We start from the raw sequence: 17,805 nt of genomic DNA on the forward strand, positions 1-17,805 counted from the left end.
AACACGCGTTGCGTCGACTTAAGAGAAGACATTAATGCATTTTTAACAAAAGTTTCAAGATTGACCCCGATCACAAAGGGGAAATTCTTTGTAAATAGCATCGGCTGCCTGGTAGATAACTTGAATAAGGGAATGAAAAGCGTGAAGCGGGTCGACATGACCCGCGAGAGAGGTTAATGCTTAGGATGCCATTTGTCGTCATCGCCTTTGGCGTACTCATGCTTAACGGCTGCCCAGGCAACTTTGTGCGCAACCTGCTCACGTGATTCATCACCACGGCGGTCTTCTTCATCTTTATACTGATCCCAGGCGCTGTTGAACGCCTTTTGATAAATGGTCTGAGCGTGATTTGGCAGGACATGGCGCACGCTGTCAGGCAATTCACGATTGGATGAATACGGCATAATTCCTCCTGATTTAAGGTTCTTATTAAGTCTGGAAGAGCGCAGAAAAATTGCAAACATGTACTTTAGTTACACAAGATTTTTTTAATCATCAAAGCGCCAATAAATCGCATTCAAATCAGATAAAAATAGGCATTATTTTGTCAAAGGAATGAGATTATCGATTTTCAACAAGATGAATAATAGATGTTATTGAATGATAAGTTACTCTTTTAACGCATTAGCATCAAAAATATGATTAAGTAAAGTCGCGTAAAAAGCCTGAAACACAACTGTTGAAAAGTTACACTGCGCTGCGTCAGAAAAGTCATTATATTTATCAGGCACTGATCGCCTGTTTTGTTCTTTTTGCCGGAGAGGATGGTGAATGCCTACACATGAGAAAACCCGACACACCGAGTACTCACTGATTTTCCCGATTGTCGCGCTGACGGTGCTGAGTTTCTTTGGCAGTCAGACGGCATTATTGCCGGTTATCGGCATCAACCTGTTGGCACTGGTGGCGATTCTTTTCAGTGCCTTTAGCGTCGTGCGCCACGCCGACGTGCTGGCACACCGCCTGGGTGAACCCTATGGCTCGCTGATTCTCAGTTTGTCCGTGGTGATTCTGGAGGTCAGCCTGATCTCCGCTCTGATGGCCACCGGCGATGCTGCCCCAGCGCTGATGCGCGACACGCTTTACTCCATCATCATGATTGTGACCGGCGGTCTGGTGGGCTTTGCGCTGCTGCTCGGCGGACGCAAATTCGCTACCCAGTACGTTAACCTGGCGGGCGTGAAGCAATACATGATCGCCATCTTCCCGCTGGCGATTCTGGTGTTGGTGTTCCCCAATGCGCTACCAGGCGGCAATTTCACCACCGCGCAGGCGCTGATCATTGCCGCGATCTCCGCTGCCATGTACGGCGTGTTCCTGCTGATTCAGACCAAAACGCATCAGAGCCTGTTTGTTTACGAGCACGAGGATGACGGGGATGATGGCGATCCTCATCACGGTAAACCTTCTGCGCATAGTTCGCTGTGGCATACGGTCTGGTTGATCATTCATCTAATCGCGGTGATTAGCGTCACCAAAATGAACGCCAACCCGCTGGAAAACCTGCTGACCGAACTGAACGCGCCTCAGCAGTTTACCGGTTTCCTGGTTGCGCTGCTGATTCTGTCACCAGAGGGCTTGGGAGCAATTAAAGCGGTATTGATGAATCAGGTGCAGCGTGCCATGAACCTGTTCTTTGGTTCGGTGTTAGCGACGATTTCACTGACCGTGCCTGCTGTAAGCATTATCGCGACGCTGACGGACCAGCAATTAGTGTTTGGCCTTGAGCCACCGCAGATGGTGATCATGAGTGCCGCGCTAATCCTGTGCCATATCTCGTTCTCAACCGGACGTACCAATGTACTGAATGGCGCCGCGCATCTGGCTCTATTTGCGGGTTATTTACTGACGATTATGCTGTAACCCTTCTACCCCGTTCGAAGCAAAAAAAAGGCGCCCATCGGCGCCTTTCTTACATCTGGATAGCGCAATTAGTTGCTGGTATCCAGCTCAGGGAAGTTCTTCACCAAATCATCAATCGCTTTCATCTGTGCCAGGAATGGCTCCAGCTTATCCAGCGGCAGCGCGGATGGACCGTCGCATTTCGCGCTGTTCGGCTCTGGGTGCGCTTCAATAAACAGACCGGCGATGCCTACGGCCATACCGGCGCGAGCCAGTTCAGCTACCTGCGCACGACGTCCACCTGAAGCCGCACCGAACGGATCGCGCGTCTGCAGTGCGTGGGTCACGTCGAAGATCACCGGGCTATTATTGGTGACGTTCTTCATCACGTTGAAGCCCAGCATATCGACAACCAGGTTGTCATAACCGAAGTTGCTGCCACGGTCGCACAGGATCACTTTGTCGTTACCGCCTTCCGCGAATTTATCGACAATGTTACCCATCTGGCCTGGGCTGACGAACTGAGGTTTCTTGATGTTGATCACCGCACCGGTTTTCGCCATCGCTTCCACCAGATCGGTCTGACGCGCCAGGAAAGCAGGCAGCTGAATCACATCCACCACATCCGCTACCGGCTGCGCCTGAGAAGCTTCATGCACGTCAGTGATGATTTTCACGCCGAAAGCCTGTTTCAGCTCCTGGAAAATCTTCATGCCCTCTTCCAGACCCGGACCACGGTAGGATTTGATGGAAGAGCGGTTAGCTTTGTCAAAAGAAGCTTTGAACACGTAAGGGATACCGAGCTTGTCGGTCACTTTTACATAGTGTTCGCAAATACGCATGGCGAGGTCGCGCGATTCCAGCACGTTCATACCGCCAAAGAGAACAAATGGCAGATCGTTTGCGACCTTGATATCGCCGATATTTACAACTTTCTGAGTCATGCCCTTTCCTTATTGTCGAGATGACGCTTAGTGCAGCGTCACCTGTTTCTGTTCAATTGCGTGAATCTGCACTTTAATCATTTCGCTGACCGGGTCTTCTGGACACTGTTCAACGAAATAGGTCAAATCGGTCAGCGCGATGTGTTCACACTCAAGCTGAGCGTAGATTAAACCCCGATCGCGGATTTCATACGGGTCATCGGGATCAATCTGCAGTAAAACCTGGCTGACATTCAGCGCCAGCTCCATCTGCTTCTCTTCCATCAGCGCCGCCTTCAACGTATCCAGCATTTTACGCATCACGTTGATGGTTTTGGCTTCATCCAGATCGTCATTGTAGAGCTTTGCGGTTGGGCTGATGTTGCCCTTGAGCCACACTTCCAGCGTATGCGTATCCAGCGTTTCGCCGTTGAAAGGGTTGATCAACCACATTTCACCGTCCAGCCAGTCTGCGCGCAGAATCAACTGGGTAGGGAAAATCACCGGGATCAGCGGCAGCTCCAGTTCATCGGCGATGTGCAGCAGAATCACACCCAGCGACACCGCGGTGCCCTGTCGGCTCTTCAGTACTTTATCGATCCACAGCGCGTCGGACAAATTGTAGACGCCGCTAGCGCCCCCAAATCCCCATTGACGATAAAACAACTCAAGCAGCTTACTCAGCTGCAAGTCGGCATCCTGTTCGCTGCTGACGTAATCCCGTGCTTCTTCAACTAATGCCGCCAGCTGCTGCTGGACGGAAGGCGCAGAAAAATCATTGCGTATGGCGCAGGTCGCACCAATCACCGCTTCACTCAACGGTGTTTCACTGTAATCAACTAGCTCTGGCGAGGTCATACTATCCCCATTAACGGCATTTTGGTCATCGCCAGCTTAATCACAAACAGCAATGCTACGATTGCAATCAGGCAAGCGATCCAACGTGTCCCCATCTTGCGTGGGCGACGGCTCAATGCCACGGAACCTAAGGCGATGTAGATAATAACCCCTAACAGCTTCTCCGTCAGCCAGCTTCCTTGCGGTGAGAACGGATAAAAGTGCGTAATCACCACCAGCAATACGCCACTGAGCAGTAAAAAGGTGTCATTAATATGCGGCGCGATGCGTACCCAGCGGCGCTGAAGCATCGCCGAACCTGTGGTTAGCCAGTAGAAACGCAGCAAAAACAAGCTGATGGTGAGGGCAACGGTGAGGAGGTGGAAATGTTTAATCAGCGGATACCAACTTGCCATCATGCTTCCTTAAATCAAAAAAATTGCCCAAGTGTGACGCGCGGATTGCCGCCATAATCGTTAATGCTGCTGACCTGCTGATAGCCGTGCTGCGTCATGATCTCGCGCACCGCTTTATCCTGCTGCCAGCCGTGCTCCAGCAACAGCCAGCCACCGGGCTGCAACCACTGCAGAGCGCTTTGAATAATCAAACGTAGATCGGCCAGCCCTGCCTCATCCGCAACCAGCGCGCTGAGCGGTTCAAAGCGCACATCTCCCTGCTGCAGATGTTCATCGGCGGCATCAATGTAAGGAGGGTTACTGACGATGAGATCGAAACGCTGGGCGGGAATGTCATTGAACCAGTGGCTGAGCTGGAAACGCGCATTGCTGATGTGCAGACGCTGGGCGTTCTCTTCCGCCAGCGCCACGGCTGCTGGGATACGGTCGCAGCCCAACACCTGGCAGTCAGGACGTTCACTCGCCAGCGCTAACGCAATGGCTCCGGTGCCAGTGCCAAGATCAAGCAATGAAGATGGTGTTGCGGGAATGCGTAAGAGCGCCTGTTCCACCAGCACTTCGGTATCCGGACGGGGAATTAAGGTGGCATCATTGACGCGCAATGGCAGCGACCAGAATTCCCGCTCGCCCACCAGATGCGCAATCGGCTCGCCTTTCACCCGACGCGCCAGCAGCGCATCGAGTTGGGCAAGCTGAGCAGCGTCGAGTTCATGATCGTCAAACGCCACCAGCCAGCTGCGTGATTTTCCGGTGACAAATCCCAGCAAAATCTCCGCATCCCGTTTCGGGCTATCTCCACCACAGAGCGCGACCACTGCGTGCTTAAGCCAGTGGCGAATCAACATCAGTCTTGTCCAGCCAGCGCGGCCAGCTGATCGGCCTGATACTCCTGCACAATCGGCTCGATCAGCGTATCCAGTTTACCTTCCATGGTTTCATCCAGGCGGTACAACGTCAGGTTGATACGATGATCGGTAACACGGCCCTGCGGGAAGTTGTAAGTGCGGTTACGATCCGAACGATCGCCGCTGCCCAACAGGTTACGACGGGTTGAGGCTTCGGCAGCGTTACGTTTGGCAGTTTCGGCGGCATGAATACGCGCACCCAATACGGCCAGCGCTTTGGCTTTGTTTTTGTGCTGAGAACGTTCGTCCTGGCACTCAACCACAATACCGGTTGGCAAGTGAGTAATACGAATCGCCGAGTCGGTGGTATTAACGTGCTGACCACCCGCGCCTGAAGAGCGGAAGGTATCGATTTTCAGATCGCCCGCGTTGATTTCCGGCATTTCTGCCTCTGGCAATTCCGGCATTACCGCCACGGTGCAGGCGGAAGTATGAATACGACCCTGTGATTCGGTTTCCGGCACGCGCTGTACGCGATGGCCGCCCGACTCGAACTTTAAGCGCCCGTACGCACCATCGCCGATAATACGCGCGATCACTTCTTTGTAGCCGCCGTGTTCGCCTTCGTTGGCGCTGATGATTTCTACCTGCCAGCGGCGTGCTTCGGCATAACGGCTGTACATACGGAACAGATCGCCCGCGAAGATCGCCGCTTCGTCACCGCCGGTTCCGGCGCGCACTTCAACAAAACAGGAACGCTCATCATCGGGATCTTTTGGCAGCAGCAGTACCTGAAGCTGCTGCTCCAGGACTTCACGTTTCTCACGCGAAATCTTTAACTCTTCGTTAGCCATTTCACGCATTTCAGGATCGTCGAGCATCATTTCAGCTGTTTCGATATCTTCCTGCACCTGCTGCCAGTCGCGGAAGCAATGAGTCACATCGGTCAACTGTGCATATTCGCGTGATAACGCGCGAAAACGTTCCTGATCGCCAATTACGCCGGCATCGCCCAGTAACGCTTCCACTTCTTCGTGGCGTTCCTGGAGGGCTTCCAGCTTGGCAACAATAGAGCTCTTCATGTAATAGAGGGTATCCCAGTGATAGGTCGTGACAGACCAGATTACTCTAAACCGAGGCTGTCACGTAAGATCTGCAGGCGTTCGCTATCGCCATCGCGCGCGGCCTGCTGCAGTGATTTGGTTGGTGCATGAATAAGACGATTGGTCAGCTTGTGCGCTAACTCCTGCAATACTTTTTCTGCATCCGCGCCCTGGCGCAGTGCGGCTAACGCACGCTCCTGTAACTCAGCGCGAACGTCATCGGCCTGCGAACGGTATTCACGAATGGTGTCACCGGCGCTTTGTGCCCGCAGCCACGACATAAACTCGCCACTTTCCTGCACCACAATGCTTTCCGCTTGAACGGCGGCGGCTTTGCGCTGCGCCATGTTCTGCTCAATGATCGCTTGCAGGTCATCGACGCTGTACAAATAGGCGTTCGCCAGCTTGCCCACTTCAGGTTCGACATCACGCGGTACGGCGATATCCACCAGCAGCATCGGCTGATTGCGGCGTGCTTTCAACGCACGTTCCACCATCCCTTTACCGATAATCGGCAGCGGGCTGGCGGTAGAAGAGATGATAATGTCCGCATCGGCAAGACGCGTCTCAATGTCGCCCAAACCAATCACTTCGGCGCCCACTTCATCGGCCAGCAACTGCGCACGTTCGCGGGTGCGGTTAGCAATCATCAACTTCTGCACTTTATGCTCGCGCAGATGACGTGCCACCAGTTCGATGGTTTCACCGGCACCCACCAGCAACACGTTGACCGTGCTGAGTGATTCGAAGATTTGACGTGCCAGAGAACAGGCAGCGAAGGCAACAGAGACCGCGCTGGCACCGATTTCGGTTTCAGTACGCACGCGCTTGGCGACGGAGAAGGTTTTCTGGAACATGCGCTCCAGCTCACTGCTCAGCGCATGGTCGCGAGAGGAGTCAGCATGGGCTTTTTTAACCTGACCAAGAATTTGTGGCTCACCCAACACCAGTGAGTCGAGACCACTGGCAACGCGCATCAGATGGCTGACGGCGGCGTTGTCCTGATGCCAGTATAGGCTGGCACGTACATCCTCTTCGCGCAGATCGTGATACTCACATAACCAGCGCACCAGTCTCTCCTGCAAATCCGTCTGCTGCTCCACGCTGAGGTAGAGTTCAGTACGATTACAGGTAGAGAGTACCACACCACTCTGTACCATCGGCTGGGACAACAGGCTATTAAGTGCCTGATCCAGCGTGTCTGGCAGAAACGCAACGCGTTCGCGCAGCGCAACAGGTGCGGTTTTGTGGTTGATTCCGAGAGCTAGCAGCGTCATGGTGATTCGGCTTGGGATGTCCCAATGATTGTCAGGGCTTTGTGAAGCGCATTCTACAAGATGCCACAGATCAAGAAAAGCCATACAAAGGCTATGACTGTAATAAGATTAAACTGATCGTGCGCAATTATCCTTACATCGGCATTGACGGCGTAGTATTGGATGGTTAGCGTTATCGGTTACGAAGTAAAAACGTGTCTGAGGAGACGACCACGTGATGCATTTGCCCCCGCGCAAGCTGTTGCGCCTTTTACCCCTTGCCAGCGTATTGCTGGCTGCTTGTAGCATCAACAAACCACAAGGTCCTGGCCCCAGCATCACCTCACCACAATGGCAGCAGCATCAACAAGCCGTTGAAAAAATTACCCAGTATCAGACGCGCGGCGCGTTTGCTTATCTCTCTGATAAGCAAAAAGTCTATGCGCGCTTTAACTGGCAGCAAACCGCGGCCGATCGTTATCGCCTGTTGTTAACCAACCCGCTTGGCAGCACCGAGTTGCAGCTGGATGCGCAAGGTTCGGTGGTGCAAATCGTCGACAACAAAGGCAAGCGCTACGTGAGCAATGACGCTGAGAAGATGATTTCACAGCTGACTGGCATGGATATCCCGCTGGCGAACCTGCGTCAGTGGATGATGGGTTTGCCGGGTGATGCCACGGATTATCAGCTCAACAGCAGCTATCAGTTGCAGAGTGTGAACTACAGCCGTAATGGTCAGCAATGGAAAGTGAACATCTCTGATTACGACAGCAAAGTGAATCCACCGCTGCCGGCCAATCTTGAACTGACTGAAGGTGGTCAGCGAATCAAACTGCGCATGGATAGCTGGACCACAAAATGATCACCACCTGGCCCGCTCCGGCTAAATTGAACTTGTTTCTCTACATCACGGGCCGTCGTCCTGACGGCTACCACAACCTGCAAACGCTGTTTCAGTTTCTTGATCATGGCGACACGTTGGAAATCACACCTGACAGCAGCGGCAAGATTACGCTGCTGACGCCCTTAGCGGGCGTAGCAGATGACGAAAACTTGATCGTGCGGGCGGCGCAGGCATTGAAACAGGCTGCTGCCGTACAGGGTACGCTGCCCGATAACGCCGGCGCGCAGATTGCGTTAGAGAAACGTTTGCCGATGGGCGGCGGCCTGGGCGGTGGTTCATCTGATGCCGCCACCGTGCTGGTGGCGCTCAACCACTTGTGGCAAACCGGGCTGAGTGTAGACGCGTTAGCCACGATTGGGGTGAAACTCGGCGCGGATGTACCGGTGTTTGTGCGAGGTCACGCTGCGTTTGCCGAAGGGGTTGGCGAGCAAATTGTTCCAGCCGAACCGGCAGAGAAGTGGTATCTTGTTGCTCACCCTGGCGTCAGTATCGCCACGCCGGATCTGTTTCGTGATCCTGACCTGACGCGCAATTCACCGATACGCACATTAGATGAACTGTTACAGCGTCCTTTTCACAATGATTGTGAAGCTGTGGCAAGAAAACGTTTTCGCGAGGTTGATGCGCTGCTTTCCTGGCTGCTAGAATACGCGCCGTCGCGCCTGACCGGGACCGGAGCTTGTGTGTTTGCTGAATTTAACACCGAGTCCGCTGCTCGTCAGGTGCTGGAGCTTGCCCCGAAATGGATTTGTGGATATGTGGCGCGCGGGCTTAATATCTCGCCGTTGCAACGCACCCTTTCCGGGCTCTAAGCGTATGCGTGACAGTGCCACCCTGTTCCAGGCACTGCACGACGCGCATTAACACACCCGTATGAACAGCTTCAAAAGTATTCGCCGGTTACTTTTGAATCGTTCATTCTCTGGACGCCAAGCCTGAGGTTCCTCTCGTGCCTGATATGAAGCTATTTGCTGGTAACGCCACCCCGGAACTAGCACAACGTATTGCCAACCGCCTTTACACTAGCCTCGGAGACGCCGCCGTTGGCCGTTTCAGTGATGGTGAAGTAAGCGTACAGATCAACGAAAATGTACGCGGTGGTGATATTTTCATCATCCAGTCCACCTGTGCCCCCACCAATGATAATCTGATGGAGCTGGTTGTGATGGTCGACGCCTTGCGTCGGGCTTCTGCTGGTCGTATTACTGCTGTAATCCCTTACTTTGGTTATGCCCGTCAGGACCGCCGCGTGCGTTCTGCCCGTGTGCCAATCACCGCCAAAGTCGTTGCCGATTTCCTCTCCAGCGTGGGTGTTGACCGTGTTCTGACGGTTGATCTGCACGCCGAACAGATTCAGGGCTTCTTCGATGTCCCGGTTGATAACGTGTTCGGTAGCCCTATACTGCTGGAAGATATGCTGCAGATTGGCCTGGAAAACCCGATTGTGGTTTCTCCAGACATCGGTGGCGTAGTGCGTGCTCGTGCTATTGCTAAGCTGCTCAATGACACTGACATGGCTATCATCGATAAGCGTCGCCCGCGTGCGAACGTTTCTCAGGTGATGCACATCATCGGTGACGTGGCAGGTCGTGACTGTGTACTGGTCGACGATATGATCGACACCGGCGGTACGCTGTGCAAAGCAGCTGAAGCGTTGAAAGAGCGCGGCGCGAAACGTGTCTTCGCTTACGCGACCCACCCAATCTTCTCTGGTAACGCGGTTGAAAACCTGCGCAAGTCAGTGATCGATCAGGTTATCGTGTGCGATACCATTCCGCTGTCAGACGAGATGAAAGCGCTGCCAATCGTGCGTACCTTAACGCTCTCTGGCATGCTGGCCGAAGCGATTCGCCGTATCAGTAACGAAGAGTCCATCTCCGCAATGTTCGAACATTAATACATTGCATGAAACCGGGCCCCGTGCCCGGTTTTTATTCCCAACAATCCGCTTCATTTACCGATTAAGCCGCTCTCGCCACGGATATTTTCGCGATAAATTTCGTTAAAACTCGCTATTCTCCCTGCCTTACACTCTTTTCAAACGACATGCGATGCTGCGCTTTAGCGGGCCATTGATTAGTGGTATTTTCTCCACACTTTTTTTTGAGAACTCCGACCACTATGACTCTCGACATCTACACGCTGTTTGTTTGCGAGCTCTATGTGCTGGGGTTTTTAAGCATTATTCTTGTTTTCGCCTGGGTGGGTGCGCAATACGATCGCGTGCTCGGATTCACGACGCTGGCGCTCATCTTGACCCTGATGGCGGTGTTCCTCAGTAGTCTGCGCAGCGCGGGATTTGTCTTCCTTCCCATCGGTGTGGGCAACGTCGTGATGTTGCTGGCCTACGGCAATCTGTTGAATGCATTCCGTGCTTTTTGCCATAAACCCTTGGGGTTCAGCTGGTTAGCCGGCGGGCTGCTATGGGCGATTCTTTGCGCATTCCCTGCGTTTTACGCCAGCCAACCCAAACGCGTTTTAGTGCTTTGCCTGCTGTGCATCATTTACACCGGTGCGCTAATTCGTTTGTTATGGCAATCTCGCGATGCACTGCAAGTGACCTTTTGGCCGGCGCAAATGTTGCTGTGGATCCATCTGCTGTTTCACGTGGCACGTATCTTCCTGGATGATGCCATCGCCACACCGGTACGCGGCGCCATAGCCGGTTCCAGCTTTTCGGTGTACGTGATTCTTGAATCCATTCTATTTGTGATTGGCCTGACTTTTACCATTCTGGCAATGGTCAACGAGCGCACACAGATCGCCCACAAACGAGCATCGCTTCACGATCCTCTGACCAGCGTCTGGAATCGCCGCGCTCTGTTCGAGCAAGCCGACAGATTAGTGGTGCGTAACACGCGTAGTTCGCAACCGCTGGTTTACACTGCTGTGCTATTTGATCTCGACCATTTCAAAGGCATTAACGATCGTTACGGCCATCTGCAAGGTGATCGCGTATTAATCGATTTTTGTCACGTGGTACAGGGTTTGTTGCCTGCTGGGGGGCATTTTGCCCGTCTGGGCGGCGAAGAGTTTGCGGCGATTCTGCCGGGCAATAGCGAGGATGCGGAACGGGTGTGCGAGCGTATCCGATTGGCGACACAGCTGTCGCAGCCCAACGATGTTTGCTACACGGTGAGCATTGGCTTTGCCACCGCTAACCATCGCGATCATACCTTCCCGATTTTACTCGGCCTGGCGGATGAAGCGTTATACCGTGCAAAAGCCAGTGGCCGTAACCGCGTCGAACGTTATTTCGTGCAGTTACAGCCTATACAGGAAGCGGCACTCTCTTAATGCGAGGAGTGATTGCGGCGACAGCGTTTGTCACCGTAATGGCGTAACCAGAAGTAGCGGTCTTCAACCCGCTCACGTCCACTGACGCGTGCACCCACCAGCCACAGCAGCGCACCAACAAAGATGCTGAACATGGCACCATGCGCGAGGAATTGCGGCAGGTTTAACGCAGGCAGCTGATTAATAATAGAATATCCGACGCCAAGTACCATCGTCAGTAAACCCAAACACATCAGTCCATTACCTAAATAGCGGCATTGTTGACGTTTCATGATTCACCTCCATCCTTATGAAAAAGCAAAACAGCACGTATGGTTAACTTGTCATAAGTTTAGGCAATGACGGCGGGTTAAGTTGCGGACAGGATCACACATCCTTCACAATCTCTGACATTTCTTTACGGCCAGAGGCTTGATTTCGATAGAAATTGATAAGTCACGCAGAGGTATCATCTGTGCTCAGCACCCTTTGTCATCGCCGCTTGCAGGCAGTAAACTATCGCCCTTTCCGCAGCAAGACAGGATAAACATCGTGAGCAGCATTAAACTGATTGTGGGGCTGGCCAATCCCGGCGCTGAATACGCCGCAACGCGTCATAACGCGGGTGCCTGGTATGTGGATTTGCTGGCCGACCGGAACAATCAGTCATTGAAAGAGGAGCCGAAATTCTACGGCTACACTGCACGCCTGTCGCTGGCAGGTGAAGATGTCCGTTTGCTGGTGCCCACCACTTTTATGAACCTGAGTGGCAAAGCGGTCGCGGCAATGGCGACGTTTTATCGCATCACGCCTGAAGAGATTTTAGTGGCGCATGACGAATTGGATCTGCCACCGGGTGTGGCGAAATTTAAACAGGGTGGTGGTCATGGCGGACACAACGGCCTGAAAGACATCATCAGCAAACTGGGCAACAATAATAATTTCCACCGTTTGCGGGTTGGTATCGGCCATCCCGGCGATCGCAATAAGGTCACCGGCTTCGTATTGGGTAAACCGCCGGCCAGCGAGCAAAAGCTGATTGATGATGCGGTCGATGAAGCGGTGCGTTGCACTGAGCTGTGGCTGAAAGAAGACAAAATTAAGGCGATGAACCGCCTGCATGCGTTCAAGGCTGGCTAAGCCCAATTCCCGCGCCGCAGAAGGCAATTCTGTGTATAATGCGCGAAATTTTTTGAATCTGTCGTCGCTGCCTGTCAGCGCCGCACACTCAGTGATAAAGGTAATCAGACCATGGGATTTAAATGCGGTATTGTGGGCCTGCCGAACGTCGGTAAATCCACCCTGTTCAACGCGCTGACCAAAGCGGGTATCGAAGCAGCCAACTTTCCGTTCTGCACCATCGAGCCAAACACCGGTGTGGTGCCAATGCCCGATCTGCGCCTCGATCAGCTGAGCGAAATCGTTAAGCCACAGCGTGTTGTTCCTACCACCATGGAATTCGTGGATATCGCCGGTCTGGTGAAAGGCGCCTCCAAAGGTGAAGGTCTCGGCAACCAGTTCCTGACCAACATCCGTGAAACCGAAGCTATCGGCCACGTGGTGCGCTGCTTCGAGAATGACAACATCATTCACGTTTCAGGCAAAGTTAACCCAGCGGAAGATATTGATATCATCAATACCGAGCTGGCGCTGTCAGATCTCGACACCTGTGAACGTGCGATTCAGCGCTGCCAGAAGAAAGCCAAAGGCGGCGATAAAGATGCAAAAGCTGAGCTGGCTGCGCTGGAGAAATGTCTCCCGCACCTGTCAGAAGCAGGCATGTTGCGTGCCCTGAAGCTGGATGCTGATGAGAAAGCGGCCATCCGCTACCTGAGCTTCCTGACCCTGAAGCCAACCATGTATATCGCGAACGTGAACGAAGACGGTTTTGAAAACAACCCGTTCCTCGATCAGGTGCGTGCGATTGCGGAAGCCGAAGGTTCTGTGGTGGTGCCGGTGTGCGCAGCAGTAGAATCAGACATCGCAGAGCTGGATGACGAAGAGCGTGAAGAGTTCATGGCGGAGTTGGGTCTGGAAGAGCCGGGTCTGAACCGCGTGATCCGTGCCGGTTATGCGCTGTTGAACCTGCAAACCTACTTCACCGCTGGCGTGAAAGAAGTACGCGCCTGGACCATCCCAGTGGGTGCGACCGCGCCACAGGCTGCCGGTAAAATCCACACCGACTTCGAGAAAGGCTTTATCCGTGCACAGACCATCGCGTTTGATGACTTTGTCGCCTACAAAGGTGAGCAAGGCGCGAAAGAAGCCGGCAAGATGCGCTCAGAAGGTAAAGAGTACATCGTGAAAGATGGCGACGTGATGAACTTCCTGTTCAACGTCTAATCTTTAAGTCGATGATTTGCTCATGTTGAATTAATTTCAGCTAAAAAAATCCACGCCTGGCGTGGATTTTTTATTTTTCATTAGGTAAATTCTTCCGCGACGCTTCCAGGCATATTAGCCATCACTTCGCTTTTGTCGCTAGCCTAAGCCACAAACACCGCTCGCTTTTCCGCATGAAATCTCTCTTCTGACCACCCTGCTCCACAGTGTGAAGCCGATCATGAAATTGGCTCATGCAGCTTTGAAGTTTAATCACTTTCAATCACTGAGTGACTCTGGCATAAAATTCGCATTGTTATTGACTTAAGACAATGTGAAATCTTCCGCAGGTGATAGGCCGCAGCATCAGGTCTACCCACCTAAAGCCGGAAAGGTTTTGCAGCTGAAATCAGGATACCAGAGCATCATGAGCAACGATTTTGCATTTTCCATTAAGAGCAGTGTTTTCGATGAGCATTACAATCCTTCTGAAAGCACGCGTATCACCACGAACTTCGCTAACCTGGCACGTGGAACCAATCGCCAGGAGAATTTGCGCAATGCCTTAATGATGATGAACAATCGTTTCAATTCTCTGGCGCACGCGGACAACCCGAAAGGCGATCGTTATGCCGTTGAGCTGGAAATCATTTCTGCGGAAATTGATATTGAAGGCAATGGCAAAACCTTCCCGGTTATCGAAATCCTGAAAACCAACATTGTTGATCGCCACACTCAGCAGCGTACCGACGGCATCGTAGGCAATAACTTCTCATCCTACGTGCGTGATTACGATTTTAGCGTTCGTCTGCTGGCGGCCAATAACAACCAAGCCGGTTTCAGCCTGCCGGAAGGTTTCGGTGATCTGCACGGCAATATCTTTAAAAGCTTCGTCAACTCGGCGGCTTATCAGGAACGCTTTAATAAAAAGCCGGTGATCTGCCTGAGCGTATCGAGCAAGAACACCTATCACCGCACCGACTATCAGCACCCAGTGTTGGGCTTTGAATATCAGCAAGATGAGCTGTCCCTCACCGACCACTACTTCGGCAAAATGGGATTGCAGGCTCGCTATTTCATGCCTGAAAACAGCGTCGCGCCGTTAGCCTTCTATTTCACCGGTGACTTGCTGAATGATTACACGGATCTGGAACTGATCGGCACCATCAGCACCATGGAGACGTTCCAAAAGATTTACCGCCCTGAAATCTACAATGCCAACTCTGCCGCAGGCCAGTGCTATCAGCCGAGCCTGGCGCATGGCGACCATTCCTTAACGCGCATTGTTTACGATCGAGAAGAACGCAGCCAGTTGGCAATTGAGCAGGGGAAGTTTACGGAAGAGCACTTCATCAAACCCTATCAAGAGATTCTTGAGCAGTGGTCCGCACATTACGTTCTTTGATTAAGCCAAAATAAAAGGTTATTGATTATGAAATTGTTATTGCCTACTTCAACGGCAGGAAGCTTACCGAAACCGGCCTGGCTTGCTCAACCTGAAACGCTGTGGTCGCCATGGAAATTGCAGGGTGATGAATTAGTCGAGGGCAAAAGAGATGCTCTGCTGTTATCCCTGCAGGATCAGCAATTAGCGGGCATTGATATCGTCAGTGATGGCGAGCAAACGCGCCAGCATTTCGTCACCACCTTTATTGAACATCTCAGCGGCGTTGATTTTGAAAAACGTGAGATTGTGAAAATTCGCAATCGCTATGACGCCAGCGTGCCGAGCGTGATCGGTGAAGTGGTACGTAAAAAGCCGGTGTTTGTTGAAGATGCTAAATTCTTGCGCCAGCAAACCAAACAACAGATTAAGTGGGCTCTGCCTGGCCCAATGACCATGATCGATACGCTTTATGATGGTCACTACAAAAGCCGTGAAAAACTCGCCTGGGAATTTGCCAAAATTCTGAACCAGGAAGCCAAAGAGTTAGAAGCAGCCGGTGTTGATATTATTCAGTTTGATGAACCCGCATTTAACGTGTTCTTCGATGAAGTAAATGACTGGGGCATTGCCGCACTGGAAAGAGCCGTTGAAGGCCTGAAGTGCGAAACCGCTGTGCACATTTGCTATGGCTACGGCATCAAAGCGAATACTGACTGGAAAAAGACCCTCGGCACTGAGTGGCGTCAATACGAAGAAGTGTTCCCTAAACTGCAAAAGTCTTCTATCGATATCATTTCACTGGAAGCCCAGAATTCGCGCGTGCCAATGGATCTGATTGAGCTGATTCGCGGCAAAAAAGTGATGGTCGGTGCGATTGATGTGGCGACCAACACCATTGAAACCGCAGAAGAAGTGGCTGACACCCTGCGTAAAGCGCTGAAGTTTGTCGACGCCGATAAGCTTTATCCTTCTACTAACTGCGGTATGACGCCACTGTCGCGCCGCGTTGCCAGAGGTAAGCTGGAAGCCTTGAGCGCGGGTGCAGCTATCGTTCGTAACGAACTCACCGCGTAATGCTGATCCACTCACCGCCCAACAGGACGGTGAGTGCTTTTCCTCGGTGCCCAGCGATGTTCAAACGGGCACCGTCTTCTGCCTTCCTGAGAAAACTTCATCACGCCTTATTGGCATGCGCTTGCCTGTCGGCCAGCAACTGATCGACAAAAGCGGCGATCTCCGGTTTGGTCTGCTCAATCTCTGCAATTTTACTGGCGAACTTCGGCAGATAGTCCTTGTGGGCATACAACAATTGATCCAGCACTTTTATCGCCGTGTCGCCCGCCGGAATCAGCGGATTAATGGTGAAAGCGTGTAATGCCGCACCGTAATCTCCGCTAACGGCAGCTTCAAGCACCGTTTCCTCCATCGCTTTCATCAACTGAATCATGCCGCGCGCCGCAGGCGGCAATGCCCCCCAACGCAGCGGTTCTGCACCATGTGAAGTAATCGCAGCGGTGACTTCTACCACGCAATCAAATGGCAAGTCAGCAATTGCGCCGTTATTACGCGTGGAGACCACCATCAATTTACCGCTGTTATTCTGGATAGAGGCAATGAGATCGCAGGCGGCGTCGCTATAATGCGCCCCGCCCCGCTGGCTTAACTCTTCAGGCTTGTAGTTAAGATTGACGTCTTTATACAACTCGAACAGCCGCGCTTCGGTCTTCTTAACCACTTCCGCACGCGTTTCATAGTTTTCGAACTCTTCGATGGCATGAGCCAGCATCGGTTCCTGCAAATAGTAATAGCGGTGATAACCACAGGGCAGCAGGCCGAGATGTTTCACCTGATCGTGGTTGAAAGGAATCTGATGAATATTTTTTAGCCCTTCATCGCTTTTTTCCTGCTGGTCTGGGGAATAGATTTTATCAATCAGTTCGGCGGTGCGTTCATTGCCCTGCTGATCCCAGACGCGATGCCAGTGGAAATGGTTAAGCCCGGCAAATTTGAAATAGAGATCTTTCTCTTCCGCACCGAGCACGCTGCATGCCTGAGTAATATGGCCGAACGGCACATTGCACAGACCGACCGTTTTTTCCCACTTGCCATATTTAATCGCCGCTTCTGTCACCATGCCTGCCGGATTGGTGAAATCCACCAGCCAGGCGTTGGGGCACAATTGACGCATATCCTCGATAATATCGAGAATCACCGGAACCGTGCGAAACGCCTTAAATATCCCGCCCGGGCCGTTGGTTTCCTGACCCAGCAAACCATTGGCCAACGGAATCACTTCATCTTTCAAGCGCGCATCCAGCAACCCCACACGGAACTGTGTGGTCACGTAATCCGCATCCTTTAACGCTTCCTTGCGGTCGAGAGAAAGATGAACCTGCCAGTCGAGTTTGGCGGCCGCGATCATGCGCTTTGCCATACTGCCAACGATTTCCATCTTCTCTGCGCCATCCTCAATGTCCACCAGCCACAACTCCGCAATCGGCAACTGCTCCTGCCGCAGGATAAGCCCTTCAATCAACTCTGGCGTATAGCTGGAACCACCACCGATAGTGACAATCTTGATCTTATTTGGCATAGGAAATAACTCCGTTTGGTTGCAATCAGGTGAGCAGAAGCGCCGTTTCAGGCAGCATCAGGCCTCACCGCATGGATGATATTTATTCCTGGTTTGGGTTC

The 17,805-nt window shown here is 52.4% G+C and carries 18 protein-coding genes; 9 read left to right on the forward strand and 9 right to left on the reverse strand.

Going from position 1 to position 17,805, the window contains the following annotated elements; genetic code table 11:
• Nucleotides 1-173: 173 nt before the first annotated feature.
• Complete coding sequence (gene chaB, locus LBW88_RS06110; RefSeq protein WP_038646446.1) at nt 174-404, reverse strand: putative cation transport regulator ChaB; 231 nt, start codon at nt 402-404, stop codon at nt 174-176.
• Nucleotides 405-771: 367 nt separating this feature from the next.
• Here chaB and chaA point away from each other — a divergent pair, with 367 nt between their 5' ends.
• On the forward strand, nt 772-1,863 hold the full coding sequence (gene chaA / locus LBW88_RS06115) for a sodium-potassium/proton antiporter ChaA (protein WP_224931683.1): 1,092 nt from the start codon (nt 772-774) through the stop codon (nt 1,861-1,863).
• A gap of 68 nt (nt 1,864-1,931) precedes the next feature.
• On the opposite strand, the gene kdsA is transcribed toward chaA, so the two are convergent.
• From kdsA to hemA, 6 genes are read right to left on the reverse strand one after another with little or no spacing between them, the layout of a single operon-like run.
• Nucleotides 1,932-2,786 carry a 3-deoxy-8-phosphooctulonate synthase gene (gene kdsA / locus LBW88_RS06120; protein ID WP_100700770.1) on the reverse strand — a complete coding sequence of 285 codons (855 nt, stop codon included), beginning with the start codon at nt 2,784-2,786 and terminating at the stop codon, nt 1,932-1,934.
• A gap of 27 nt (nt 2,787-2,813) precedes the next feature.
• The gene (gene sirB1, locus LBW88_RS06125; protein ID WP_200569818.1) at nt 2,814-3,623 is read right to left on the reverse strand and encodes an invasion regulator SirB1; all 810 of its coding nucleotides are present in this window, start codon (nt 3,621-3,623) and stop codon (nt 2,814-2,816) included.
• Entirely contained in the window at nt 3,620-4,018 is a 399-nt protein-coding gene (locus LBW88_RS06130) for a SirB2 family protein (RefSeq protein ID WP_224931681.1), read from the reverse strand. Before LBW88_RS06130 ends, sirB1 begins: the two co-directional genes overlap by 4 nt.
• A gap of 14 nt (nt 4,019-4,032) precedes the next feature.
• Nucleotides 4,033-4,863, reverse strand: coding sequence for a peptide chain release factor N(5)-glutamine methyltransferase (gene prmC, locus LBW88_RS06135; RefSeq protein ID WP_224931679.1), 831 nt, complete (start codon nt 4,861-4,863; stop codon nt 4,033-4,035).
• Nucleotides 4,863-5,945 (reverse strand): peptide chain release factor 1, encoded by a 1,083-nt coding sequence (gene prfA / locus LBW88_RS06140; RefSeq protein ID WP_224931677.1) that lies wholly within the window; start codon nt 5,943-5,945, stop codon nt 4,863-4,865. Before prfA ends, prmC begins: the two co-directional genes overlap by 1 nt.
• A gap of 41 nt (nt 5,946-5,986) precedes the next feature.
• Nucleotides 5,987-7,243 carry a glutamyl-tRNA reductase gene (gene hemA, locus LBW88_RS06145; protein WP_224931675.1) on the reverse strand — a complete coding sequence of 419 codons (1,257 nt, stop codon included), beginning with the start codon at nt 7,241-7,243 and terminating at the stop codon, nt 5,987-5,989.
• Nucleotides 7,244-7,460: 217 nt separating this feature from the next.
• On the opposite strand from hemA, the gene lolB reads away from it, so the two are divergent.
• The 4 genes from lolB to LBW88_RS06165 all read left to right on the forward strand — a co-directional run bounded on the left by lolB (nt 7,461) and on the right by LBW88_RS06165 (nt 11,423).
• Complete coding sequence (gene lolB, locus LBW88_RS06150) at nt 7,461-8,084, forward strand: lipoprotein insertase outer membrane protein LolB (protein WP_224932025.1); 624 nt, start codon at nt 7,461-7,463, stop codon at nt 8,082-8,084.
• Nucleotides 8,081-8,938 (forward strand): 4-(cytidine 5'-diphospho)-2-C-methyl-D-erythritol kinase, encoded by an 858-nt coding sequence (gene ispE / locus LBW88_RS06155; RefSeq protein ID WP_224931673.1) that lies wholly within the window; start codon nt 8,081-8,083, stop codon nt 8,936-8,938. Before lolB ends, ispE begins: the two co-directional genes overlap by 4 nt.
• 137 nt (nt 8,939-9,075) lie before the next feature.
• The gene (gene prs, locus LBW88_RS06160) at nt 9,076-10,023 is read left to right on the forward strand and encodes a ribose-phosphate diphosphokinase (protein WP_034824282.1); all 948 of its coding nucleotides are present in this window, start codon (nt 9,076-9,078) and stop codon (nt 10,021-10,023) included.
• A 224-nt stretch (nt 10,024-10,247) separates the two neighbouring features.
• The gene (locus LBW88_RS06165) at nt 10,248-11,423 is read left to right on the forward strand and encodes a sensor domain-containing diguanylate cyclase (RefSeq protein WP_224931671.1); all 1,176 of its coding nucleotides are present in this window, start codon (nt 10,248-10,250) and stop codon (nt 11,421-11,423) included.
• Here the strand turns inward: LBW88_RS06165 and ychH are convergent.
• Complete coding sequence (gene ychH / locus LBW88_RS06170; protein WP_034824286.1) at nt 11,420-11,695, reverse strand: stress-induced protein YchH; 276 nt, start codon at nt 11,693-11,695, stop codon at nt 11,420-11,422. The genes LBW88_RS06165 and ychH overlap by 4 nt on opposite strands.
• 259 nt (nt 11,696-11,954) lie before the next feature.
• On the opposite strand from ychH, the gene pth reads away from it, so the two are divergent.
• From pth to LBW88_RS06190, 4 genes are all read left to right on the forward strand, one after another.
• Complete coding sequence (gene pth, locus LBW88_RS06175; RefSeq protein ID WP_100700780.1) at nt 11,955-12,542, forward strand: aminoacyl-tRNA hydrolase; 588 nt, start codon at nt 11,955-11,957, stop codon at nt 12,540-12,542.
• A gap of 111 nt (nt 12,543-12,653) precedes the next feature.
• The gene (ychF, locus tag LBW88_RS06180; protein ID WP_224931669.1) at nt 12,654-13,745 is read left to right on the forward strand and encodes a redox-regulated ATPase YchF; all 1,092 of its coding nucleotides are present in this window, start codon (nt 12,654-12,656) and stop codon (nt 13,743-13,745) included.
• A gap of 406 nt (nt 13,746-14,151) precedes the next feature.
• Nucleotides 14,152-15,129, forward strand: coding sequence for a DUF1852 domain-containing protein (locus LBW88_RS06185; protein WP_224931667.1), 978 nt, complete (start codon nt 14,152-14,154; stop codon nt 15,127-15,129).
• A 27-nt stretch (nt 15,130-15,156) separates the two neighbouring features.
• Entirely contained in the window at nt 15,157-16,185 is a 1,029-nt protein-coding gene (locus LBW88_RS06190; RefSeq protein ID WP_224931665.1) for a methionine synthase, read from the forward strand.
• A 100-nt stretch (nt 16,186-16,285) separates the two neighbouring features.
• Here the strand turns inward: LBW88_RS06190 and LBW88_RS06195 are convergent, their stop codons facing one another.
• Nucleotides 16,286-17,704: a 6-phospho-beta-glucosidase gene (locus tag LBW88_RS06195; RefSeq protein ID WP_224931663.1), complete on the reverse strand. Its 1,419-nt coding sequence runs from the start codon at nt 17,702-17,704 to the stop codon at nt 16,286-16,288.
• Nucleotides 17,705-17,805: the final 101 nt, after the last annotated feature.

The organism is Pantoea sp. alder81, from assembly GCF_020179835.1.
Taxonomy (GTDB): domain Bacteria; phylum Pseudomonadota; class Gammaproteobacteria; order Enterobacterales; family Enterobacteriaceae; genus Pantoea.

Coding starts and splice junctions, on each gene's coding strand:
- chaB (WP_038646446.1), bottom strand. CDS start 404: ATGCCGTATTCATCCAATCGTGAATTGCCTGACAGCGTGCGCCATGTC.
- chaA (WP_224931683.1), top strand. CDS start 772: ATGCCTACACATGAGAAAACCCGACACACCGAGTACTCACTGATTTTC.
- kdsA (WP_100700770.1), bottom strand. CDS start 2,786: ATGACTCAGAAAGTTGTAAATATCGGCGATATCAAGGTCGCAAACGAT.
- sirB1 (WP_200569818.1), bottom strand. CDS start 3,623: ATGACCTCGCCAGAGCTAGTTGATTACAGTGAAACACCGTTGAGTGAA.
- LBW88_RS06130 (WP_224931681.1), bottom strand. CDS start 4,018: ATGGCAAGTTGGTATCCGCTGATTAAACATTTCCACCTCCTCACCGTT.
- prmC (WP_224931679.1), bottom strand. CDS start 4,863: ATGTTGATTCGCCACTGGCTTAAGCACGCAGTGGTCGCGCTCTGTGGT.
- prfA (WP_224931677.1), bottom strand. CDS start 5,945: ATGAAGAGCTCTATTGTTGCCAAGCTGGAAGCCCTCCAGGAACGCCAC.
- hemA (WP_224931675.1), bottom strand. CDS start 7,243: ATGACGCTGCTAGCTCTCGGAATCAACCACAAAACCGCACCTGTTGCG.
- lolB (WP_224932025.1), top strand. CDS start 7,461: ATGCATTTGCCCCCGCGCAAGCTGTTGCGCCTTTTACCCCTTGCCAGC.
- ispE (WP_224931673.1), top strand. CDS start 8,081: ATGATCACCACCTGGCCCGCTCCGGCTAAATTGAACTTGTTTCTCTAC.
- LBW88_RS06165 (WP_224931671.1), top strand. CDS start 10,248: ATGACTCTCGACATCTACACGCTGTTTGTTTGCGAGCTCTATGTGCTG.
- ychH (WP_034824286.1), bottom strand. CDS start 11,695: ATGAAACGTCAACAATGCCGCTATTTAGGTAATGGACTGATGTGTTTG.
- ychF (WP_224931669.1), top strand. CDS start 12,654: ATGGGATTTAAATGCGGTATTGTGGGCCTGCCGAACGTCGGTAAATCC.
- LBW88_RS06185 (WP_224931667.1), top strand. CDS start 14,152: ATGAGCAACGATTTTGCATTTTCCATTAAGAGCAGTGTTTTCGATGAG.
- LBW88_RS06190 (WP_224931665.1), top strand. CDS start 15,157: ATGAAATTGTTATTGCCTACTTCAACGGCAGGAAGCTTACCGAAACCG.
- LBW88_RS06195 (WP_224931663.1), bottom strand. CDS start 17,704: ATGCCAAATAAGATCAAGATTGTCACTATCGGTGGTGGTTCCAGCTAT.